Origin of the sequence: Corynebacterium drakensteinense (assembly GCF_041224285.1) — a bacterium.
In the GTDB taxonomy this organism is placed as follows: domain Bacteria; phylum Actinomycetota; class Actinomycetes; order Mycobacteriales; family Mycobacteriaceae; genus Corynebacterium.
Window position 1 is genome coordinate 19,658 of the sequence record NZ_JAXOFP010000007.1, and the last position, 16,718, is coordinate 36,375.

The 16,718-nt window shown below is 57.3% G+C and carries 14 protein-coding genes; 8 read left to right on the forward strand and 6 right to left on the reverse strand.

Annotation, left to right across the window (positions count from 1 at the left end; all coding sequences use genetic code 11):
• Positions 1-236: 236 nt before the first annotated feature.
• On the forward strand, positions 237-1,751 hold the full coding sequence (gene exaC, locus U1140_RS05395) for an acetaldehyde dehydrogenase ExaC (protein WP_369846517.1): 1,515 nt from the start codon (positions 237-239) through the stop codon (positions 1,749-1,751).
• 20 nt (positions 1,752-1,771) lie between these two features.
• Here the strand turns inward: exaC and U1140_RS05400 are convergent, their stop codons facing one another.
• Both U1140_RS05400 and U1140_RS05405 read right to left on the reverse strand, forming a co-directional pair.
• Positions 1,772-3,007 (reverse strand): alpha/beta hydrolase, encoded by a 1,236-nt coding sequence (locus U1140_RS05400; RefSeq protein ID WP_369846518.1) that lies wholly within the window; start codon positions 3,005-3,007, stop codon positions 1,772-1,774.
• Between the two features lie 40 nt (positions 3,008-3,047).
• On the reverse strand, positions 3,048-3,380 hold the full coding sequence (locus tag U1140_RS05405) for a hypothetical protein (protein ID WP_369846519.1): 333 nt from the start codon (positions 3,378-3,380) through the stop codon (positions 3,048-3,050).
• A 112-nt stretch (positions 3,381-3,492) separates the two neighbouring features.
• Here U1140_RS05405 and U1140_RS05410 point away from each other — a divergent pair, with 112 nt between their 5' ends.
• A complete protein-coding gene (locus U1140_RS05410) occupies positions 3,493-4,320 on the forward strand; it encodes a nitrilase-related carbon-nitrogen hydrolase (RefSeq protein ID WP_369846520.1) in 828 nt (275 codons plus the stop codon).
• Here the strand turns inward: U1140_RS05410 and U1140_RS05415 are convergent.
• From U1140_RS05415 to U1140_RS05425, 3 genes are all read right to left on the reverse strand, one after another.
• Positions 4,315-4,959, reverse strand: a complete 645-nt coding sequence (locus U1140_RS05415) for an ABC transporter ATP-binding protein (protein WP_369846521.1) — start codon at positions 4,957-4,959, stop codon at positions 4,315-4,317. The two genes, U1140_RS05410 and U1140_RS05415, sit on opposite strands and share 6 nt — an antisense overlap.
• Before the next feature lie 68 nt (positions 4,960-5,027).
• Positions 5,028-5,777, reverse strand: coding sequence for a hypothetical protein (locus tag U1140_RS05420; protein WP_369846522.1), 750 nt, complete (start codon positions 5,775-5,777; stop codon positions 5,028-5,030).
• Between the two features lie 153 nt (positions 5,778-5,930).
• Complete coding sequence (locus U1140_RS05425; RefSeq protein ID WP_369846523.1) at positions 5,931-7,064, reverse strand: hypothetical protein; 1,134 nt, start codon at positions 7,062-7,064, stop codon at positions 5,931-5,933.
• A gap of 297 nt (positions 7,065-7,361) precedes the next feature.
• Here U1140_RS05425 and U1140_RS05430 point away from each other — a divergent pair, with 297 nt between their 5' ends.
• On the forward strand, positions 7,362-7,628 hold the full coding sequence (locus U1140_RS05430; RefSeq protein ID WP_021351984.1) for a hypothetical protein: 267 nt from the start codon (positions 7,362-7,364) through the stop codon (positions 7,626-7,628).
• Here U1140_RS05430 and U1140_RS05435 read toward each other — a convergent pair.
• Positions 7,625-8,860: a hypothetical protein gene (locus tag U1140_RS05435; RefSeq protein ID WP_369846524.1), complete on the reverse strand. Its 1,236-nt coding sequence runs from the start codon at positions 8,858-8,860 to the stop codon at positions 7,625-7,627. The two genes, U1140_RS05430 and U1140_RS05435, sit on opposite strands and share 4 nt — an antisense overlap.
• 246 nt (positions 8,861-9,106) lie before the next feature.
• On the opposite strand from U1140_RS05435, the gene U1140_RS05440 reads away from it, so the two are divergent.
• The 5 genes from U1140_RS05440 to U1140_RS05460 all read left to right on the forward strand — a co-directional run bounded on the left by U1140_RS05440 (position 9,107) and on the right by U1140_RS05460 (position 16,701).
• Positions 9,107-10,504, forward strand: coding sequence for a sodium/glutamate symporter (locus U1140_RS05440; RefSeq protein ID WP_369846525.1), 1,398 nt, complete (start codon positions 9,107-9,109; stop codon positions 10,502-10,504).
• Positions 10,505-10,731: 227 nt separating this feature from the next.
• Positions 10,732-13,290 (forward strand): ATP-dependent chaperone ClpB, encoded by a 2,559-nt coding sequence (gene clpB, locus U1140_RS05445; RefSeq protein WP_369846526.1) that lies wholly within the window; start codon positions 10,732-10,734, stop codon positions 13,288-13,290.
• Between the two features lie 62 nt (positions 13,291-13,352).
• Positions 13,353-14,141: a putative hydro-lyase gene (locus U1140_RS05450; protein ID WP_369846527.1), complete on the forward strand. Its 789-nt coding sequence runs from the start codon at positions 13,353-13,355 to the stop codon at positions 14,139-14,141.
• A gap of 97 nt (positions 14,142-14,238) precedes the next feature.
• The gene (locus tag U1140_RS05455; protein ID WP_369846529.1) at positions 14,239-15,069 is read left to right on the forward strand and encodes a sulfurtransferase; all 831 of its coding nucleotides are present in this window, start codon (positions 14,239-14,241) and stop codon (positions 15,067-15,069) included.
• Positions 15,070-15,078: 9 nt separating this feature from the next.
• On the forward strand, positions 15,079-16,701 hold the full coding sequence (locus U1140_RS05460; protein ID WP_369846530.1) for a hypothetical protein: 1,623 nt from the start codon (positions 15,079-15,081) through the stop codon (positions 16,699-16,701).
• The last annotated feature ends 17 nt before the right edge of the window (positions 16,702-16,718 follow it).

Genomic DNA, 16,718 nt, shown 5'->3' on the forward strand with positions numbered 1-16,718 from the left:
GCGTCGTCCCGTAAAATCGGTTGTCGCTGATATCCCCGCAGAAGCTGATGAATCCCATTGGTTTCTGTGGGGATATTTTATTCTGTAAAACCTTTATTTATGCTCTAGATCACGCTATGATGTCGTAGTATATCGGCACGCCGTTGTGACCGCGTTCATAATGCGTGGGGTGAATGTGCAATACACCGCTCATTAGCTGCAACGGCTGCACCATCTGGAAGAAAGGTGTCAACCTCATGACCGTGTACGCAAACCCAGGCGAAGAAGGCTCCATCGTCGACTTCAAAAAGCGCTATGACCACTTCATTGGTGGCGAATGGGTGGCGCCCGCAGAGGGCCAATATCTGGAAAATATCTCACCGGTCAACGGCAAAGTTTTTTGTGAATTCGGCCGCGGTACCAAAGCAGACATCGAACGTGCATTGGATGCCGCGCACGAGGCAGCACCAGCCTGGGGGAAAACTTCAGCGGCAGAGCGCTCCAATATTTTGCTGCAGATTGCCCAGCGTATTGAGGACAACCTGGAAGAACTCGCGGTAGCAGAGACCTGGGAAAACGGTAAGGCTGTACGCGAAACCCTGGCAGCGGATCTCCCGCTGGCCGTAGATCACTTCCGTTACTTTGCCTCTGCTATCCGCACCCAAGAAGGCCGACTTTCACAGATCGACGATGATACCGTCGCGTATCACTTCCACGAGCCACTCGGCGTCGTCGGCCAGATCATTCCGTGGAACTTCCCAATCCTGATGGCAGCCTGGAAGCTTGCCCCGGCGTTGGCCAGCGGTAACACCATCGTCTTGAAACCCGCAGAACAAACCCCAGTTTCTATCCTGTACTTGGTGGAAAAGATCGCGGATCTGCTGCCACCTGGTGTGCTCAACATCGTCAACGGACTCGGCGACGAAGCCGGTGTGGCGTTGACGTCGTCGGATCGCATCGCGAAGATCGCGTTTACGGGTTCCACACCCGTCGGCAAGATGATCAACAAGGCTTCGGCAGAAAAAATCATCCCAGTCACCCTGGAACTCGGCGGAAAGTCTCCGTCGGTGTTCTTCCCAGACATCATGGACAAAGACGACGAATTCCTGGACAAATGCCTCGAAGGGTTTACCATGTTCGCGCTCAACCAAGGCGAGGTGTGTACCTGTCCATCGCGCGCATTGATCCACGAAGACATTGCCGATGCGTTCCTGGAACGTGCACTTGAGCGGGTCAAGCAGATCAAGATCGGCAACCCGTTGGATACCGAGACGATGATGGGCGCCCAGGCATCCCAGGAACAGATGGACAAGATTGTTTCTTATCTGCAGTCCGGACCAGAAGAAGGCGCAGAAACCCTGATCGGTGGCAACGTCAACGAGGTCATCGGCGGCGGCTTCTATATCGAGCCAACCGTGTTCAAAGGTACGAACGATATGAAGATTTTCCGCGAAGAAATCTTCGGTCCGGTGCTGTCCGTGGCCACGTTCAAGGACTACGACGAAGCCATCAGGATCTCCAACGACACTGACTTCGGTCTGGGCAGTGGTGTGTGGACGCGCAACGGCAATATCGCCTACCGTGCCGGACGTGATATCCAAGCCGGCCGTGTGTGGGTGAACCAGTATCATAACTACCCAGCGCACTCGGCATTTGGCGGCTATAAGCAGTCTGGTTTGGGCCGGGAAAATCACCTGATGATGCTCGGGCACTACCAAGAAACCAAAAACGTGCTCGTTTCTTATGCTGAAAACCCAGTCGGTCTGTTCTAAACCTGGCTACTGCGGCTTGGTTAAGGCCCTGCCAAGCCCCTGCGGCGGGCAAGCTCTGCAAACCCATTGAGGTAAGCCTCGTCGTCGAAGAACCCGCTGTGATCGCGCATCCCGTCTCCCGGCCAGGGCTGGGCACCAAAGGTGGGTGCGGCCGGGTTTACCCCGAATAGCCCGCCGTTGGAATACGCCATCCCGCTGACCGGATCCAGGGCGCGCCGGGCAGCATGAACCTGCGGATTATCACCCCGCAGGTTCATTTCGTCTGTGCTAGCCAGACCCGTGCCCGGCGATCCCACGAACAACACATCGTCGGCACGCATTGGTGTTCCGCCACTGGCAGCATTGCCGACGACCACCGAACCATAGGAATAGCCGATGACCGTGACGTGATGGTTGGGATAGCGCTGGTCGATGTCGGCAAGAAACTCCCGCAATTGCGGCCCAGCGGTGTGTGCTGCACCCGAGGACGTGCCGCTGAGTAGCCGGTCCGGAGCATCATAGCCATAAATCAGCCCGGTTCCGCCCATCGCCGCGGCCTGGGTGCGGGCGCGATCGATCTGTCCACCGATGCTGTCGTTGCCATCTGATCCCACGCCGGGAACGAAAACCACCAGGTTATCGGTATCTTCCGGAGGCGGGCCGACCATACCCGCCCAGTGTTTGTCCGTGACTTCCAGTAGGCGTAAATCTGGGTGATCGACCGTCTGCGCCAGCAGGGGATCTGGTGCGCGGCACGCCTGGACGGTATGGATATCGTCGATGCTGAGATCTATCGCGCCGTCGGGGTGCAGGCCGCCGAGAGCCGAAGGCATAAAATCGCCGAAACGATGCGGCAGATGCTGTGAACCAAAGCAAGCAGCCTCGATGGATAGGGCACACGCGGCATCAATGCTTTTTCCGATCAGCTGGATAGCCCGTAACGCGTGCGAGAGCACTGGACCCGCGGGTGTCGCATTGACCGCAGCCGTGGCGATTCGTTCTAGTCGTTCCGCCCATTCCATTTGGCCCGCGAAGGATTCCACGATGCCTGCGACTATGCGCATCGCCCGTGTGGCCGTGGTGATGGATTCGATGATCTCATGCGCGCGGGAAATGCCTGACTGGGCGGCAGCACCATCGAAATCCAGCTCCACCATGCTGGCGAGCGAACCAGAAAATTGCTGCTGATCAGCTTCGAGCGCACTCGCGCGGCTGCGGATGCCGTCGGCAGCTGCGAACATTTCTTGCGAGGTGGTTGTATTTTGTGAGTACACCATCGCTATTTCCTTTCATTCCTGAAGTGTTGGCTGCGCGCTGTTATCGCGAGCTATCGGCGTGCTGTACTGGTGCTGTACTGGTGCCGACGCCAGCATCGTCGGCAGACAGCATGCGCTGCAGGTGGTGTGCCATCGCATCATCGTTGTCGGCCACCTCGCAGAAGGTATTCCGTACCTCTAGCAGGTGGGCTTTGAGCTGTTCATCAATTTCGATGGCCGCGTCATGCCAACTGCCTTCGGCGTTGCGCAGTGCGGTAAGCGTCGGGGTGGATCGTGCAGAGCCCAAACCCGCAGCAAGGTGCGGGGCGAAGCGGTGGCGGGCATGGTCGGCGAGCAGATCGAGAGCGGTATCGGTTAATCGCAAGAAATCCATGTGGCTCAGTGTGCTCGTCGGCGTCGCTGTCGGCTAGCGTTGCCCAATCCGCCCTGTGGATAACTTGAGTTATCCACAACACAGCGCGGTGGTGCGCGATTAGACTGGCATCATGAAGATCGCACTAGTACAGCTGACCTCTGGCCCCGACGTGCAAGCGAATTTGGCGCTGGCCAAAGATAAAATTACCGAGGCCGCAGACAGTGACGCGCAGCTAATTGTTCTGCCAGAAGCGACGTTTCAAGCCTTCGACTCCGGGCGTCTGGACGGCAATGCCAACGAATACGCCGAGCATTTCGCAGAAGAAATCACCACGCTTGCCGACGAACGCGGCGTGACCGTCGTCGTCGGCATGTTCCGCCCCGCCGATACGGTGGAAGTCGACGGGAAAACCATCAACCGCGTGTATAACTCCGCCCTTATTACAGGCGGTGGGAGCAGCGAGTTTTATGACAAGATCCACACCTTCGATGCTTTCGCCTACCGCGAATCCGATACCGTGCACCCGGGGGAGAGCACCGTGGTGGTTGATGTTGCCGGGCACAAGGTTGGTGTAGCGACCTGCTACGATGTGCGATTCCCGGAGCAATTTAAAAAGATGGCCGATGATGGTGCACAGCTTGTTGTGCTGCCTACTAGCTGGGCGGATGGTCCGGGCAAGCTGGAGCAATGGCGGGTGTTGACGAGCGCCCGGGCACTTGATGCCACGGTGTATCTACTGGCGGCTGGGCAAGCCCGCCCTGGTGGCGTAGATAAGGGCGGGGAAAAATCCGGCCCGACCGGGCTGGGGCATTCGCGGGTACTGAGCCCTACTGGCGAGTTGTTAGCCGAAGCTGGTTACGACGACGAAATCATGTATGTGGAGCTCGACGATATTGCTGGCGAAATAGCGAAAGCCCGGAAAGCACTACCGGTGCTGCGTGGCACGCGTGAGCTATAGCCGTATTTCTGCGTCACTGAATTCGGTGACGGCGGGATCATGCGTGGAGATGATTATGGTCGCGCCGTCGTCGGCAAGAGTGCGAAGATGCTCGAGGACGACATCGCGGTTGGCAGCGTCTAAAGCGCCGGTGGGTTCGTCGGCAAGAATGAGCGAGGGAGTACGCAACAGCAGCCTGGCAACAGCGACGCGCTGCTGTTCACCACCGGATAATGCGTATACTTCCCGGGATGCATAACCTTCGAGGCCTACCGCGGTTAAGGTTGTGTCGATAGCGTCCAGCCCCGGCTTTCTAGCACTGCCCAGCAGAGTTCGCTGGTCGCGCGGAAGTGCGAGAATAAGATTGCTGCGTACGGTTTGTTCTGGGATGAGGGCGTAATCCTGGAATAAATAACCGATGGTATTCCGTCGCAAGGCTCGAAGCTTGCTTTTCGACACTCCGGTGATGGCGGTGCCTGCAAATTCGATAGAGCCAGAGTCCAGAGTATCGAGTCCACCTATGCAATTAAGCAGAGTGGATTTTCCAGACCCGGAAATTCCTGTTAGAGCGGTGATACGTCCAGTAGCAGCTGTGGCAGTGAAATCACGGAATAGATCTTTCGGGCCGAAACTTTTATTCGCATTTTTGATTTCAAGCATGAGCGATTTCTTTTCTGGTAGCAGGCTTTGAGGTGGTAGCTCGGCATCAGCGCGGCATTAGCTAGGCATTACGTGCGGTGGCGGATTTGGGCACGTTCCCGCGCAATGATGGTGAAAAATACAGTAAGTGTGGTGCAAACAGGAATGGCGAAAACGGATAGGGCAGTAAAAATCGACGGTGATTCCAAACGTAACATCCAGCTCATCGGGGTATTGATGGCTAAATCTTGGTACGAGAAATACCTGTGAACTAGCCAGATGGCAATGGCGAACACATAGAGAAGTTCTGTGATAATTAACCCGCGGAATTTTCGTCGTGCGGGATAGCCCAGAATCTCGTAAACCCGGAGTCTGTGGTGGTGGCGGTTGAAAAACAACACGGTGCTAGAAATTGCGGCGATGATGATAATGAATATCGCCACCAGTGTGGAAAAAGTCGTGTTGCGCAGATCAGAATATAGCGACTTGTTGGACTTCCCCCAATAATCAATCATGGGGCGGCTGGCTAAGACATACTTTCCGGCAGGAGATTCATCGCGTAATTGTTCTACGGCACCTTGGTCAGTGAATAGAATTTCGGTTCGGGTGAGAGTTGCACTGATGTTGTGGTCGCTGAGCGGCTCCAAACCTGGAGGCAAAATTACGAGTTCTGGAGAATGCACCAATGGAGACTTAGTCAACGAACCACGAGGATTGAAATAATCAAAAACCGTAAATGGTTGGCTATGATATTCGACCCTGGTGCGTTGTGCAGGATCGTAGTCGGTGCTTTCTGCGAATTCTGCTTCCCCGGCGAGACCTTCGCGAATTTCTGCCACTACTGCTGCATCAGCTGCTGCGGGAAGATAAATAATAATTTCATTTTTCTTGGCAGCATCCGAGAGTACTTCCTCAGAAATCGGGGTTTCTTGTCGCGCGAATTCCTGGTTGGCCAGTATCCGACCGTTTGTGGAAAATTCTAACGAAGACTGTCAGAAGCTATTGATAAATAGTAGTTTTTGCTTGTGATCGAGCCTGCGTAATTCGGGCCCCAATTGCTTCATATCATCGCCAATTCCGCCGGATACTAAAGTGCTGAATACATCGCTACGCTTGGCCCATTCCTCAGAATATTCCGCATGACGGTTGGCTTCCTGGATAAACATGACAAGTGATGCGATTGACGCTAAGCCAAAAAACAGTGCGACGATGCGAATGCCATGGGCGGAAAAAGACAGTGGGCGGGAAACAAGGTGGCCCTTGAGCGCACCAAGAACGTTGGTGCGTGTGATGACGACAAATGCTGCAACATAACCTGTTGCAGCACAGAAAACTCCCATGCCTGCGAAGATAAACACGTTTGCGGAATAGAGCTGCCATTGTGCGAAGCCATTGTAGCCGTGAAGGAAGAAGGTGGTGCCAGCACTAACCACCACGGCGGTGCCAGCTATCGCGGGGACGCTGGAGCGCCAATCACCGAAAATGCTGAAGCTGTGCGGTAACCCGTGCACATTGTGGATTGCATAACGGCGACTGCCGAGAATGGCATGCAGTCCAGCAAGGATAAAAGTCAATAAGCCAATGATTACGGCTGTCAGTTTCACCGGGGTTGGAATTGTTGCCAACAATGAACCATCATCTGTTGGCACGGTAGTGTATCCATGTTCGTGTGCTAGATCTGCAAATTTCTCTTTGATATCTGGTGGCCCATTGAGGTAATAAATTCCGCGAATGTCATCGCTATTCAGGCGAGAAAAACTGGTAATGGTTCTGGTTTTTTGTGGATCAAAGGGCTGCGGATTTCTCGTTCCCGCTAACCATTGTGCAACCTGGTTGTCGGGTGCATCACTACCTGTGGCAATAGCTAAATGAGTGTGTTCTGCAGCGAGATCACCATCGACGACATCAAAGGCGATTGTTGCGTCATGCTCGTCGACGAAGTTGTGTAGGTCATTGCGAAAGTCAGCGGCGATGGGAAGCCCGGAGGCACCGTCGATGACCACAGCGGCTTCGTTGAATGGCAGCAGTCTGTCGTCCAGAAAGCTCGCTGCGGAAAATGCGGCGATCGGACTAAGCAGCAAAGCGAAGCTTAAGCTTAACGACAACAAATTGAATTGTGGTTTCATGTAATCATCTTTGGTGAGTAAGGGAACTTGTGAGCTATTGCTGTTCGCATCGCTGTGAATAGGGTTTTCAGAATGCGCCTAAAGGATCCCATGCGAATTCCCTTTTGTGGTCCGATGGTGTCGAATGTCGGCACGGTTGATGATACTAGATTATTTAAGGTTAGTCTAGGCTAAATGTGTGTTGATCTAATCAATGCTTTTCGGCTGCTCGGCTTGCGCTATACGCTGGTTCGTGTGCAGTAGCTGAGCATCTTTAACCTGCTTTGTTATCGATGAGACGATACTGGATGGTGAGTAATGAAGTGGTCGCATCCGAAACCGCGTGTGCCACCCAAATGGGTTTCTGTGGTGCTGGTTCCATCGTCTTTGTTATTTTATTTTATTTATACGAGTCTGACTGGTTATCGGCATCGTGCGGAGAATGTAGAGCCTGTGCCCTGGGAGGAAATTGATTGGTCTGAATTTCCTTTTTATTTCACGGCTTCGGTTGTTGTCTATTATTTCATTTATCTGCCTATACAGATATGGCGTCTGCGTCGATGGCAGCGCAAACACGGTGACTAACCTTTGCTTTGTGCACCCGGAACCGATGAGGTATCCACACCCGTGCGGCCCCAGCTTTGGGTCTGCACGGTAGCTGGATCCAACCCAGCAGCAGCGAAAGCTGCCAACATGCCGTCAACCTCTGCTTCTGGCCCTAAGACCAGCACATCGTGGTTGGACCAGTCACGGTAATGAGCGATCGTAGCCTCCGGGTCCTTGTCCACCGACAAGCTGGCAGATGCGTGTGATGCCTCGGGGCCGGTGCCGTCGGCAAGGGCTTGCCGCAACTCACGTTGACGCTCGCGCTGCGGTTTCAACCAATGCGGGTCAGCATCATGACGGGTAAAAGCATGCACATCCAACCACGGCGTGAGATTATCCAGGCTGTTAAGCGTGGCCGTCTCATAATGCTGGCCGGGAAAATCATTAATCACCAGCGCTTGCACCGGGGCATGCTGCTCGCCGTGGGCATCAAAAGCAGCGAATAATAAACAGCACAGGGTAGCCACCGCGGTCCCAAAAGCAATGACGAGGCTTTCACGATGCGGATCCAGCTCCAGCTGGCCAGCCGGGTTGCCCAGTGTCCACTGATCTCCGGGGCGGGTCATCATAAACCTTCGCGAATACCCGGACGCGCCGGGAACCTGCGAGACATCACGAACGTGAAACTCCAGTGTGCCGCAGCCATCCGACGGGCGGGCAGCTGCCAAAGTACGCCATACCCCCGGCATCAGCGTGGTGGCCACAGAAAAATACTGTCCAGCCTGGTAATCGACGGGCAGCCCGCATTCCAGGCGCACGATGCGGGTGTGGGTATCGACGCGTTCCACATCGACTACCTGCCCCATGTGTGCAGGCGGAATCCCTGCCACATCGGCCTCGTGCGCGGCGGCAGACATGAACTCGATGATGTCGTCGACAAGCACTCCTGCCTGCTGTAGGACGTCGTCGGCAAGATCTATCTCGGCCAAAGCCTGGCGGGTCGCCTTGGCGAAAATCGGGTACGTATCCGGCGGGAAACCATGACGACGATGCGAGCGGCCCAGGTCAGCGAAATATTCTTCGAGGTCCGGGGCGTCGAATGCGGCGGCGAAAGACTCCGCAAGCCCGCGGTGGCCTTGGGCGGCATCCATGGGAAAGGACTGGCGGGCGTCGGGAAGCGCGGCGAAAAAATGCCGGTGCACCGCATCCCGGAACGTCGCTGGGTGGGCGCGCAGGTGCGTGGCGAGTGCGGCAAGATCCCGGATAGTCATGTTCTCCACACTATCGTGCGGACCAGGCCGGGCAGGCTGCGCGGCGCTGGTCGGGCCGGGCTGGCTGGACTGTGATGGTTGGACTGTGATGGTTCGGCAGTGATGGTTGGCCAGCGTTGAGCGAATAGCGGATAGCGGCGGGTAGCACAATTACGGCATGGGTACTATGATCATCTCGTTCTATAGCTGTGTTTTGGTCGAACAATCAAGCCCAGCTTCGTCTATGTCACAAAAGGCAGGTGTTCCATGGCAGATTTCACCGCGTACGATCTGATGCTCGACGTTGGCTTTATTTCCTTGTTGATGATCGTCGGCAACGTATTGCGTCACCGCATCAAATTCTTCTTCCAGGACTTGCTCCTGCCAGCACCGGTTACCGCTGGTCTGCTTGGTTTGCTGCTGGGCCCGAATGTGCTCAACGTCGTCGGTTTTTCCGAGAACCTCGGCAGCTATACCTCCATTCTGATCGCCGTGGTGTTTGCCTCCATGGCGTATTCCATGGAACTAGGTGGCTCCGTGCGCAAGGGTGCGCGCAATATGTGGGCCTATTCGACGTTCATGTTCACCGCGCAGTGGGGCTTGTTCGTCGTGCTGGGTGTTTACCTGTTCGCTCCGGTATTTGATACTCCGGACTGGTTCGGCATGATGCTTCCGGTTGGTTTCACCGGTGGGTTCGGCACCGCAGCTGCCGTCGGTGGTGCGCTGGAAGGCGTGGGTGCAGCAGAGGCATCCTCGCTGGGCTTTACCTCTGCAACCGTGGGCACCTTGGCCGCGATTATCGGCGGTGTGATCGCTGGTAACTGGGGTATCCGTCGGAATAAAGTCTCCCAGCTTCCTGGTGAGCTGCCAGAAGAACTGCGCCGCGGCTACATCAAGAACCTGAGCGAACGCCCGTCGATCGGCCGCGCATCGACCAACCCATCGGCCATCGAGCCGCTCGCGCTGCACCTGGGCTTTATCATGTTGACGGTGCTGACCGCCTACGGCATCAACGCCGGAATCAAGAGCCTGTGGGAAAACGTTTCCATTCCGTTATTCGCCATGTCCCTGGTGGTGGGCCTGCTCTTCCGCGCGATCATGAACGCGATTGGCGCTGGCGAGTACCTGGATAAAGACACCGTTTCTTCTGTATCTGGTGCCTCGACCGACTACCTGATCGCCTTCGGTATCGCTGCGATTGTCCCGGCTGCCGTGGCCTCTTATTGGCAGGCACTGTTGCTGCTGTTCGTGCTGGGTAGCATCTTCTGTACTTTCTTCTTGCTGTGGTTCCCTGCGGAATTCTTTGGCGCTGCCTGGCTGGAACGCGGCATCTTCGGCTGGGGCTGGGCAACGGCGACGGTGGCAACCGGTATCGCCATTCTGAAGATTGTCGACCCGAAGCTGAAATCGGGCACCTTGTCGGAATACGGTGTGGCTTATGTAGGTTTTGGCCCATTCGAGATTGGTATGACGGTGCTGGCTCCGCTCGCCGTGATTTACGGAATGACTGCCGGGCTGGGTTGGTTGGCGTTGGCGATTGCTATCGCGGTGTACCTGACCGCCAAATTCGGTGGCTGGATGCCGGTGCGCGGTGCGATCATGGCTAAGGGCGTGGTCGACGTCAACGGCAATGGGCCGGATCCTGCGATGTCTGGGAAGGTCTAGGCGAGGGCTAGCCGTATATGGTTGCCCCGGTCGGACGACTGCACCGCGCGGGCGTTGCCCTAAAACTTTAGCGATCGTCACTCAAGTGTCTGGCAAAAAATTCCACAAAATACTAACTTGAGTGGAATAGACTCAACTCATGGTGTGTTATACCCAATGAAACCCCTGAAACGGTGTCACAATAACGGTGACGAAAGCAGGGAAGAACAGGGAGGATATGACACACCATGAGTTCTTTTAACCCCACGACAAAAACCCAAGAAGCGCTGCAATTCGCGCTGCAAACCGCCTCGGCGGCAGGCAACCCGGACATTCGCCCGGCCCACCTGCTGCAGGCGATCCTCAGCCAAGAAGAAGGCATCGCCACCCCGGTGTTGAAGGCCACCGGAGTAGACCCCGATACGGTGCGCAAAGAAGCCACCGAATTAGTAGAGGGCTACCCCAAAGCCGAAGGCGCGGGTGTGGCAAAGCCGAACTTCAACCGCGATGGGCTGAACGTTCTCACCAAGGCCCAAGAGTTGGCCGGTGAGCTTGGCGACGAATACGTCTCCACCGAAGTACTGCTGGCAGCGATTGCGGCCTCCAAAACTGATGCCGCGCAGCTGCTGACCTCGCGCGGAGCCACCTATGATGCGATCAAAGGCGCGTTTCCCGCCGTGCGCGGCGCGGCCAAGGTGACCACGGAAAACCCGGAGGATTCCTTCCAAGCACTGGAGAAATACTCCACGGATCTGACCGCGCAGGCCCGCGAAGGCAAGATCGACCCCGTCATCGGGCGCGATTCAGAAATTCGCCGCGTCGTGCAGGTGCTTTCACGCCGCACGAAGAACAACCCGGTGCTTATCGGTGAGCCGGGCGTCGGCAAGACCTCCATCGTAGAAGGCCTGGCGCGCCGCATCGTCGGTGGTGACGTGCCAGAATCGCTGAAAGGCAAGCGGCTAATATCGCTGGATCTCGGCTCGATGGTCGCCGGTGCGAAATACCGCGGTGAATTCGAAGAGCGGCTCAAGGCCGTGTTGGACGAGATCAAGTCTTCCGAAGGCGAGATCATCACGTTTATCGACGAGCTGCACACCCTGGTGGGTGCCGGTGCTACCGGTGAAGGCTCGATGGATGCCGGCAATATGATCAAACCGATGCTCGCCCGCGGTGAACTGCGCCTGGTGGGTGCGACCACACTGGATGAATACCGCAAGTACATCGAAAAAGATGCCGCGCTGGAGCGTCGTTTCCAGCAAACCTACGTCGGCGAGCCCTCGGTGGAAGACACCATCGGCATCCTGCGTGGGCTGAAAGAGCGCTACGAAGTCCACCACGGCGTGCGCATCCAGGATTCCGCGCTGGTGCAGGCCGCCGAGCTCTCCAACCGGTACATCACCAACCGCTTCTTGCCGGATAAGGCCATCGATCTTGTCGACGAAGCCGGCTCCCGGTTGCGCATGGAGATTGATTCCTCGCCGCAAGAGATCGACGAGCTCGAGCGCATCGTCCGACGCATGGAAATCGAAGAACTGGCGCTGAAGAAAGAATCCGACGCTGCTTCCAAAGATCGGTTGGTGCGTCTGCAACAAGAGCTGGCGGATCAGCGCGAAACCCTCGGTGAACTCAAAGCCCGCTGGGCGAACGAGAAAAAGGCCATCGACGATGTCCAGGCGCTGAAAGAAGAACTCGACGACCTGCGTCGGCAAGCAGAAATCGCCGAGCGCGAAGGCGACTACGAGAAAGTCTCCACGCTGCGCTACGGCCGCATCAACGAGCTGGAACGCGAAATTGCTGCAGCCGAAGAAAAGGCTGCTGAGCAGGCACGCAACAACACCATGCTCAGCGAGGAAGTCACCCCGGATACCATCGCCGAGGTAGTTTCTGCCTGGACCGGCATTCCAGCTGGCAAGATGCTGCAAGGGGAGACCGAGAAGCTGCTGGATATGGAAAATATCTTGGCGCGTCGCGTCGTCGGACAAAAAGACGCCGTGGTGGCGGTCTCGGACGCGGTGCGTCGCTCCCGCGCGGGCATCGCCGACCCGAACCGGCCGACCGGCTCCTTCCTGTTCCTGGGGCCAACGGGCGTCGGCAAGACCGAGCTAGCGAAAGCGCTGGCGGAGTTCATGTTCGATGATGAATCCGCGATGGTGCGCATCGATATGTCGGAATACGGTGAGAAACACTCGGTTTCGCGGCTGGTCGGTGCGCCTCCGGGATACGTCGGCCACGATGCGGGCGGCCAGTTGACTGAGGCCGTACGACGTCGCCCGTACACGCTGGTGCTTTTCGACGAGGTGGAAAAAGCACACTCGGATGTCTTCGATGTGCTGTTGCAAGTACTCGACGAAGGTCGGCTGACCGACGGACAGGGGCGGACCGTGGACTTCCGCAACACGGTGATCATCCTGACCTCGAACTTGGGCGCAGGCGGCGACCGCGAGCAGATCATGGATGCGGTGAAGGCCGCGTTCAAGCCGGAGTTCATTAACCGCCTGGATGATGTGGTGACCTTCGAGCCGCTGTCCAGTGAGCTGTTGGAAGGCATTGTGGATATTCAGTTGGATACGCTGCGCGAACGCCTGGCTGGTAAGCGTCTGAGCCTGAGTGTGGATGCGGCGGCGAAGGCCTGGTTGGCTGAGCGCGGTTACGACCCCGCCTACGGTGCGCGTCCGCTACGCCGGTTGATCCAGCAGGCCATCGGCGACAAGCTGGCGCGGCTGGTACTGGCCGGTGAGGTCGTGGAAGGCGATGCCGTGCAGGTTTCGCTTGCCGACGGCGGCGAGGAGCTGGAGATCTCCAGTTAGCTGGGGTGCAGCGTGCGGCAGCATGCTTCGGGTTGGTGTGATTCCCGACTAGTCTGATGGTCATGGATACGCGCACTGTGACCCCAGCGGCTGCTCGCCGACGGTTTCGCGACGGATTGGTGACCCCTACCAGTGGTTGGTCTGCAGGCTATACGCAGGCCAACTTGATTGCGTTGCCGCGCGAGTTGGCGTTTGATTTCTTGCTGTTTGCCCAACGCAACCCCAAGCCATGCCCAGTGTTGGAGGTCTTGGAACCTGGTCAGGTACGCGGCGGGATCTTCGCCGCAGACGATGCCGACGTGCGCACCGATGCCCCGGCATATCGGGTGTTTCGGGGCGGCGAGCTTGTCGACGAAATCGCGGATGCTCGTGCCGCATGGCGCGATGATCTGGTGGCGTTTTTATTAGGATGCTCGTTTAGTTTCGAACACCCACTGGTGGATAATGGCGTGCCGGTTCGTCACATCACTGCCGGGCGCAACGTGCCCATGTATACGACCACTATCGCGTGCCGGCCAGCCGGGCGTCTGTCGGGTAACCTCGTCGTCTCGTTGCGGATGATTCCGGCTGCGCAAGTAGCTGATGCGGTGCGCATTAGTTCACGCTACCCGGCGGTGCACGGGGCGCCGGTCCACATTGGAGATCCGGCAGCGCTGGGAATTAGTGATCTGCAGAACCCAGACTTTGGCGATCCGCCGGTTAGTGAAGACGGTGACGTGCCGGTGTTTTGGGCATGTGGGGTGACCCCGCAGGCGATGGTGATGCAGTCCCGCCCAGAGCTCGCGATTACGCACGCGCCGGGGCACATGTTGATTACTGATCAGCAGGACCGCAGCTACCAGGTGCCTTAAAGCGCTGGCGGCGAGCTTTGCGTCGACAAGCGACGCTGCCCACGTCGACAAGCAACACCACCTACACGCACACGCGATTGCACCTACACTGGGTGCCATGAGCGTCCTGGTCAGTGCCGAAGAATTACACGACAAAATCCACCGCGGAGACAAACTCACCCTGCTTGCTACCACCTGGGTTCCGGGGCAAGGAAACAGCTTCCGACAATTCCGCGCCGGGCATATTCCCACTGCCCAGCACGTCAACCCCGCCACCACCCTTGCCGGTTTGCCGGGGTCCAAGGCTGGGCGCAACCCGCTGCCGGATCCGGCGCGTTTGCAAGCCAACGTCAATCGCTGGGGGCTGCGTGGTGATCGCCCAGTGGTGGTTTATGACGATGGCCAGGGTTTTTTCGCGGGCCGTGCCTGGTGGGTGCTGCGCTGGGCAGGTATTAAAAACGTCTCCATCTTGGATGGCGGATTGGCGCAGTGGTATCGCGAAGGCTTCGACACCATGTGCGGTCCTGGCAATATCGCGATGGGCTCTGCGCTGACGATCCAGCCGGGGTCTATGCCTTCGGCCACTATTGATCAGGTGCGCAATTTCGATGGCATGCTCGTCGACACTCGCTCTTATTGGCGTTACTCCGGCAAACAAGAGAATTTGGATTTGAAAGCCGGCCATATTCCGGGCGCGGTGAATGCGTCCATGCGGGATCTGCTGACACCGAATCGTCTGGCAAAGCCAAAAGAAGAAATCCGCGAGGTTTTTGCCCAAGCAGGCGTGACCAAGGGCGAGGGCACCATGTTTTATTCCGGTTCTGGAAACCATTCGGGCCTGGCGCTGGCCCTGGCGGAACACGCTGGGCTGACCGGTGCGTCACATTACGTGGGCGGCTGGTCGCAGTGGTCGGCGAATGCTGCCAATCCTGTGGAAACTTCACGTTAAACTGACTGCATGCCGTATGTTCTACTAATCCTGGCCGTTATCGCCGGGGCCGCAGCTGTGTTTTTGTGGTACCTGGATTCGAAGCAACGCCGCGCCCAGCAACAGGAATCGCCTGCTGCTGTTCAGCCAGCGGACCGGCCAGAGCACACCACTACTGGTGCTGCGCTTGTCGACGATACGTTTTCCGACGAGCTTAATTCCGACGAGCCAGGCACTACGGAAGAACACGCTGAATGGTCCTCCCAGGCCAGTTATGGCGATGCGCCGTCCCGGGGTCGAGTCTTGGATGATGAAGAACTCGCTACTGCGGAACAACTGCCACAACATGATGATGTGCTGGACGGCGAACCGGTCACCGATGACGTGCTTGCCGACGATTCCGGGCTACCTGCGCACGAAACTGAGCACGAAATTGAACACGAAACTGCGCACGATACTGCGCAAGATTTCGAACGCGACTATCAATCTGAGAGTGAGTTTGAATATGCGCGCGAGCCAGACTTAGAACAATCAGAGCTAGAACAACAACCTGATCTAGAACAACAGGCCGAGCCACGGCAAAAACCAGAGCTAGAACCAGGACGAGAACCAGAACCAGAATCAGAGCTAGAACAACAGCCCGAGCTAGAACAACAGCCCGAGCTAGAACTGGAGCTCGAGCAACAGCAACAGCAAGAGCCCGAACCTGAGCCAACCGCCGAACCAGAGCCAGCGCCCGTCGCCAAGCCAGCTGGCCCGCGCCGCGATTCCATCATTCCGGGGGCGCTGCGCCGCGAGCGTCGGCAGTGGGCAGAAAAGAACGGCTTCAGCTTTGCCAAGCACGACGAATACCTCGTTGATGAGTGGACCCGCGGTGCCGCAGCCGGGGGTGCAGCACCGAAAGATATCGTGCAAGGTTCCGCCTTCGGCCACGAGATGGTGTTGATGGATCTCGGTGGTGTGAACGTCATGGCCATGCGCACCGGGGCGGCGACTGAAATCGTCGTGGATTTCCGCCGGGCAGACCGCGACCAGCGTACTGATCGCACCACCGGTGAGGCAGATTTTGATGACCTGCTGGAGGTCGGCCACATTGGGGATTTCACGGCCTATGCCACTGATGCTGCCGTCGCCAGTCGTATGATTGATGCGCGCGTGGTCACTGCCTGCGATAACTTGCCGGAGATCGTTACCGCGGTGTGGATCGAATCCGATTGGGTGCTGGCACAAACCGATAAAGGCTCCCATGCTGCAGATTGGGATGAGATGCTGGCGCCGCTGGGCTTGCTTGCCGACGCTGCTCGCGTGCTGCCCCCGCGATCAATGGCGAAGCAAATTTTAAAATTCGACGGGGCGGATCCCACCCGGATGATGGGTCCGAAACAGCCCCCAGTCTTCGAGAATAACCAGCCGCTGCATGTCGTTCCTGACCCGCAGGATCATCCGCCGGTACAGCGCCCCAGCGAACCCGTCGAGCTGCCAACCCGCAGTAAGGCGGATGCTCGCGGCTACCTGGAACCGTATGCACTCGGAGCCGACGAGGTCGATGCGATTGCCGATGGCACCGATAACTCCGCAGAACGCAGTCGCGGTAAACGCCCGCATATGCGGCGGGATTTGTCCTCCGGCCCGTCGATTTTCGGTGATGAATGACGACTAAGGTAGAAGCC

Bases quoted from the DNA above. Each gene is read 5' to 3' on its own strand.
- exaC (WP_369846517.1), top strand. From the start codon at position 237: ATGACCGTGTACGCAAACCCAGGCGAAGAAGGCTCCATCGTCGACTTC.
- U1140_RS05400 (WP_369846518.1), bottom strand. From the start codon at position 3,007: ATGGTGTACTCACAAAATACAACCACCTCGCAAGAAATGTTCGCAGCT.
- U1140_RS05405 (WP_369846519.1), bottom strand. From the start codon at position 3,380: ATGGATTTCTTGCGATTAACCGATACCGCTCTCGATCTGCTCGCCGAC.
- U1140_RS05410 (WP_369846520.1), top strand. From the start codon at position 3,493: ATGAAGATCGCACTAGTACAGCTGACCTCTGGCCCCGACGTGCAAGCG.
- U1140_RS05415 (WP_369846521.1), bottom strand. From the start codon at position 4,959: ATGCTTGAAATCAAAAATGCGAATAAAAGTTTCGGCCCGAAAGATCTA.
- U1140_RS05425 (WP_369846523.1), bottom strand. From the start codon at position 7,064: ATGAAACCACAATTCAATTTGTTGTCGTTAAGCTTAAGCTTCGCTTTG.
- U1140_RS05430 (WP_021351984.1), top strand. From the start codon at position 7,362: ATGAAGTGGTCGCATCCGAAACCGCGTGTGCCACCCAAATGGGTTTCT.
- U1140_RS05435 (WP_369846524.1), bottom strand. From the start codon at position 8,860: ATGACTATCCGGGATCTTGCCGCACTCGCCACGCACCTGCGCGCCCAC.
- U1140_RS05440 (WP_369846525.1), top strand. From the start codon at position 9,107: ATGGCAGATTTCACCGCGTACGATCTGATGCTCGACGTTGGCTTTATT.
- clpB (WP_369846526.1), top strand. From the start codon at position 10,732: ATGAGTTCTTTTAACCCCACGACAAAAACCCAAGAAGCGCTGCAATTC.
- U1140_RS05450 (WP_369846527.1), top strand. From the start codon at position 13,353: ATGGATACGCGCACTGTGACCCCAGCGGCTGCTCGCCGACGGTTTCGC.
- U1140_RS05455 (WP_369846529.1), top strand. From the start codon at position 14,239: ATGAGCGTCCTGGTCAGTGCCGAAGAATTACACGACAAAATCCACCGC.
- U1140_RS05460 (WP_369846530.1), top strand. From the start codon at position 15,079: ATGCCGTATGTTCTACTAATCCTGGCCGTTATCGCCGGGGCCGCAGCT.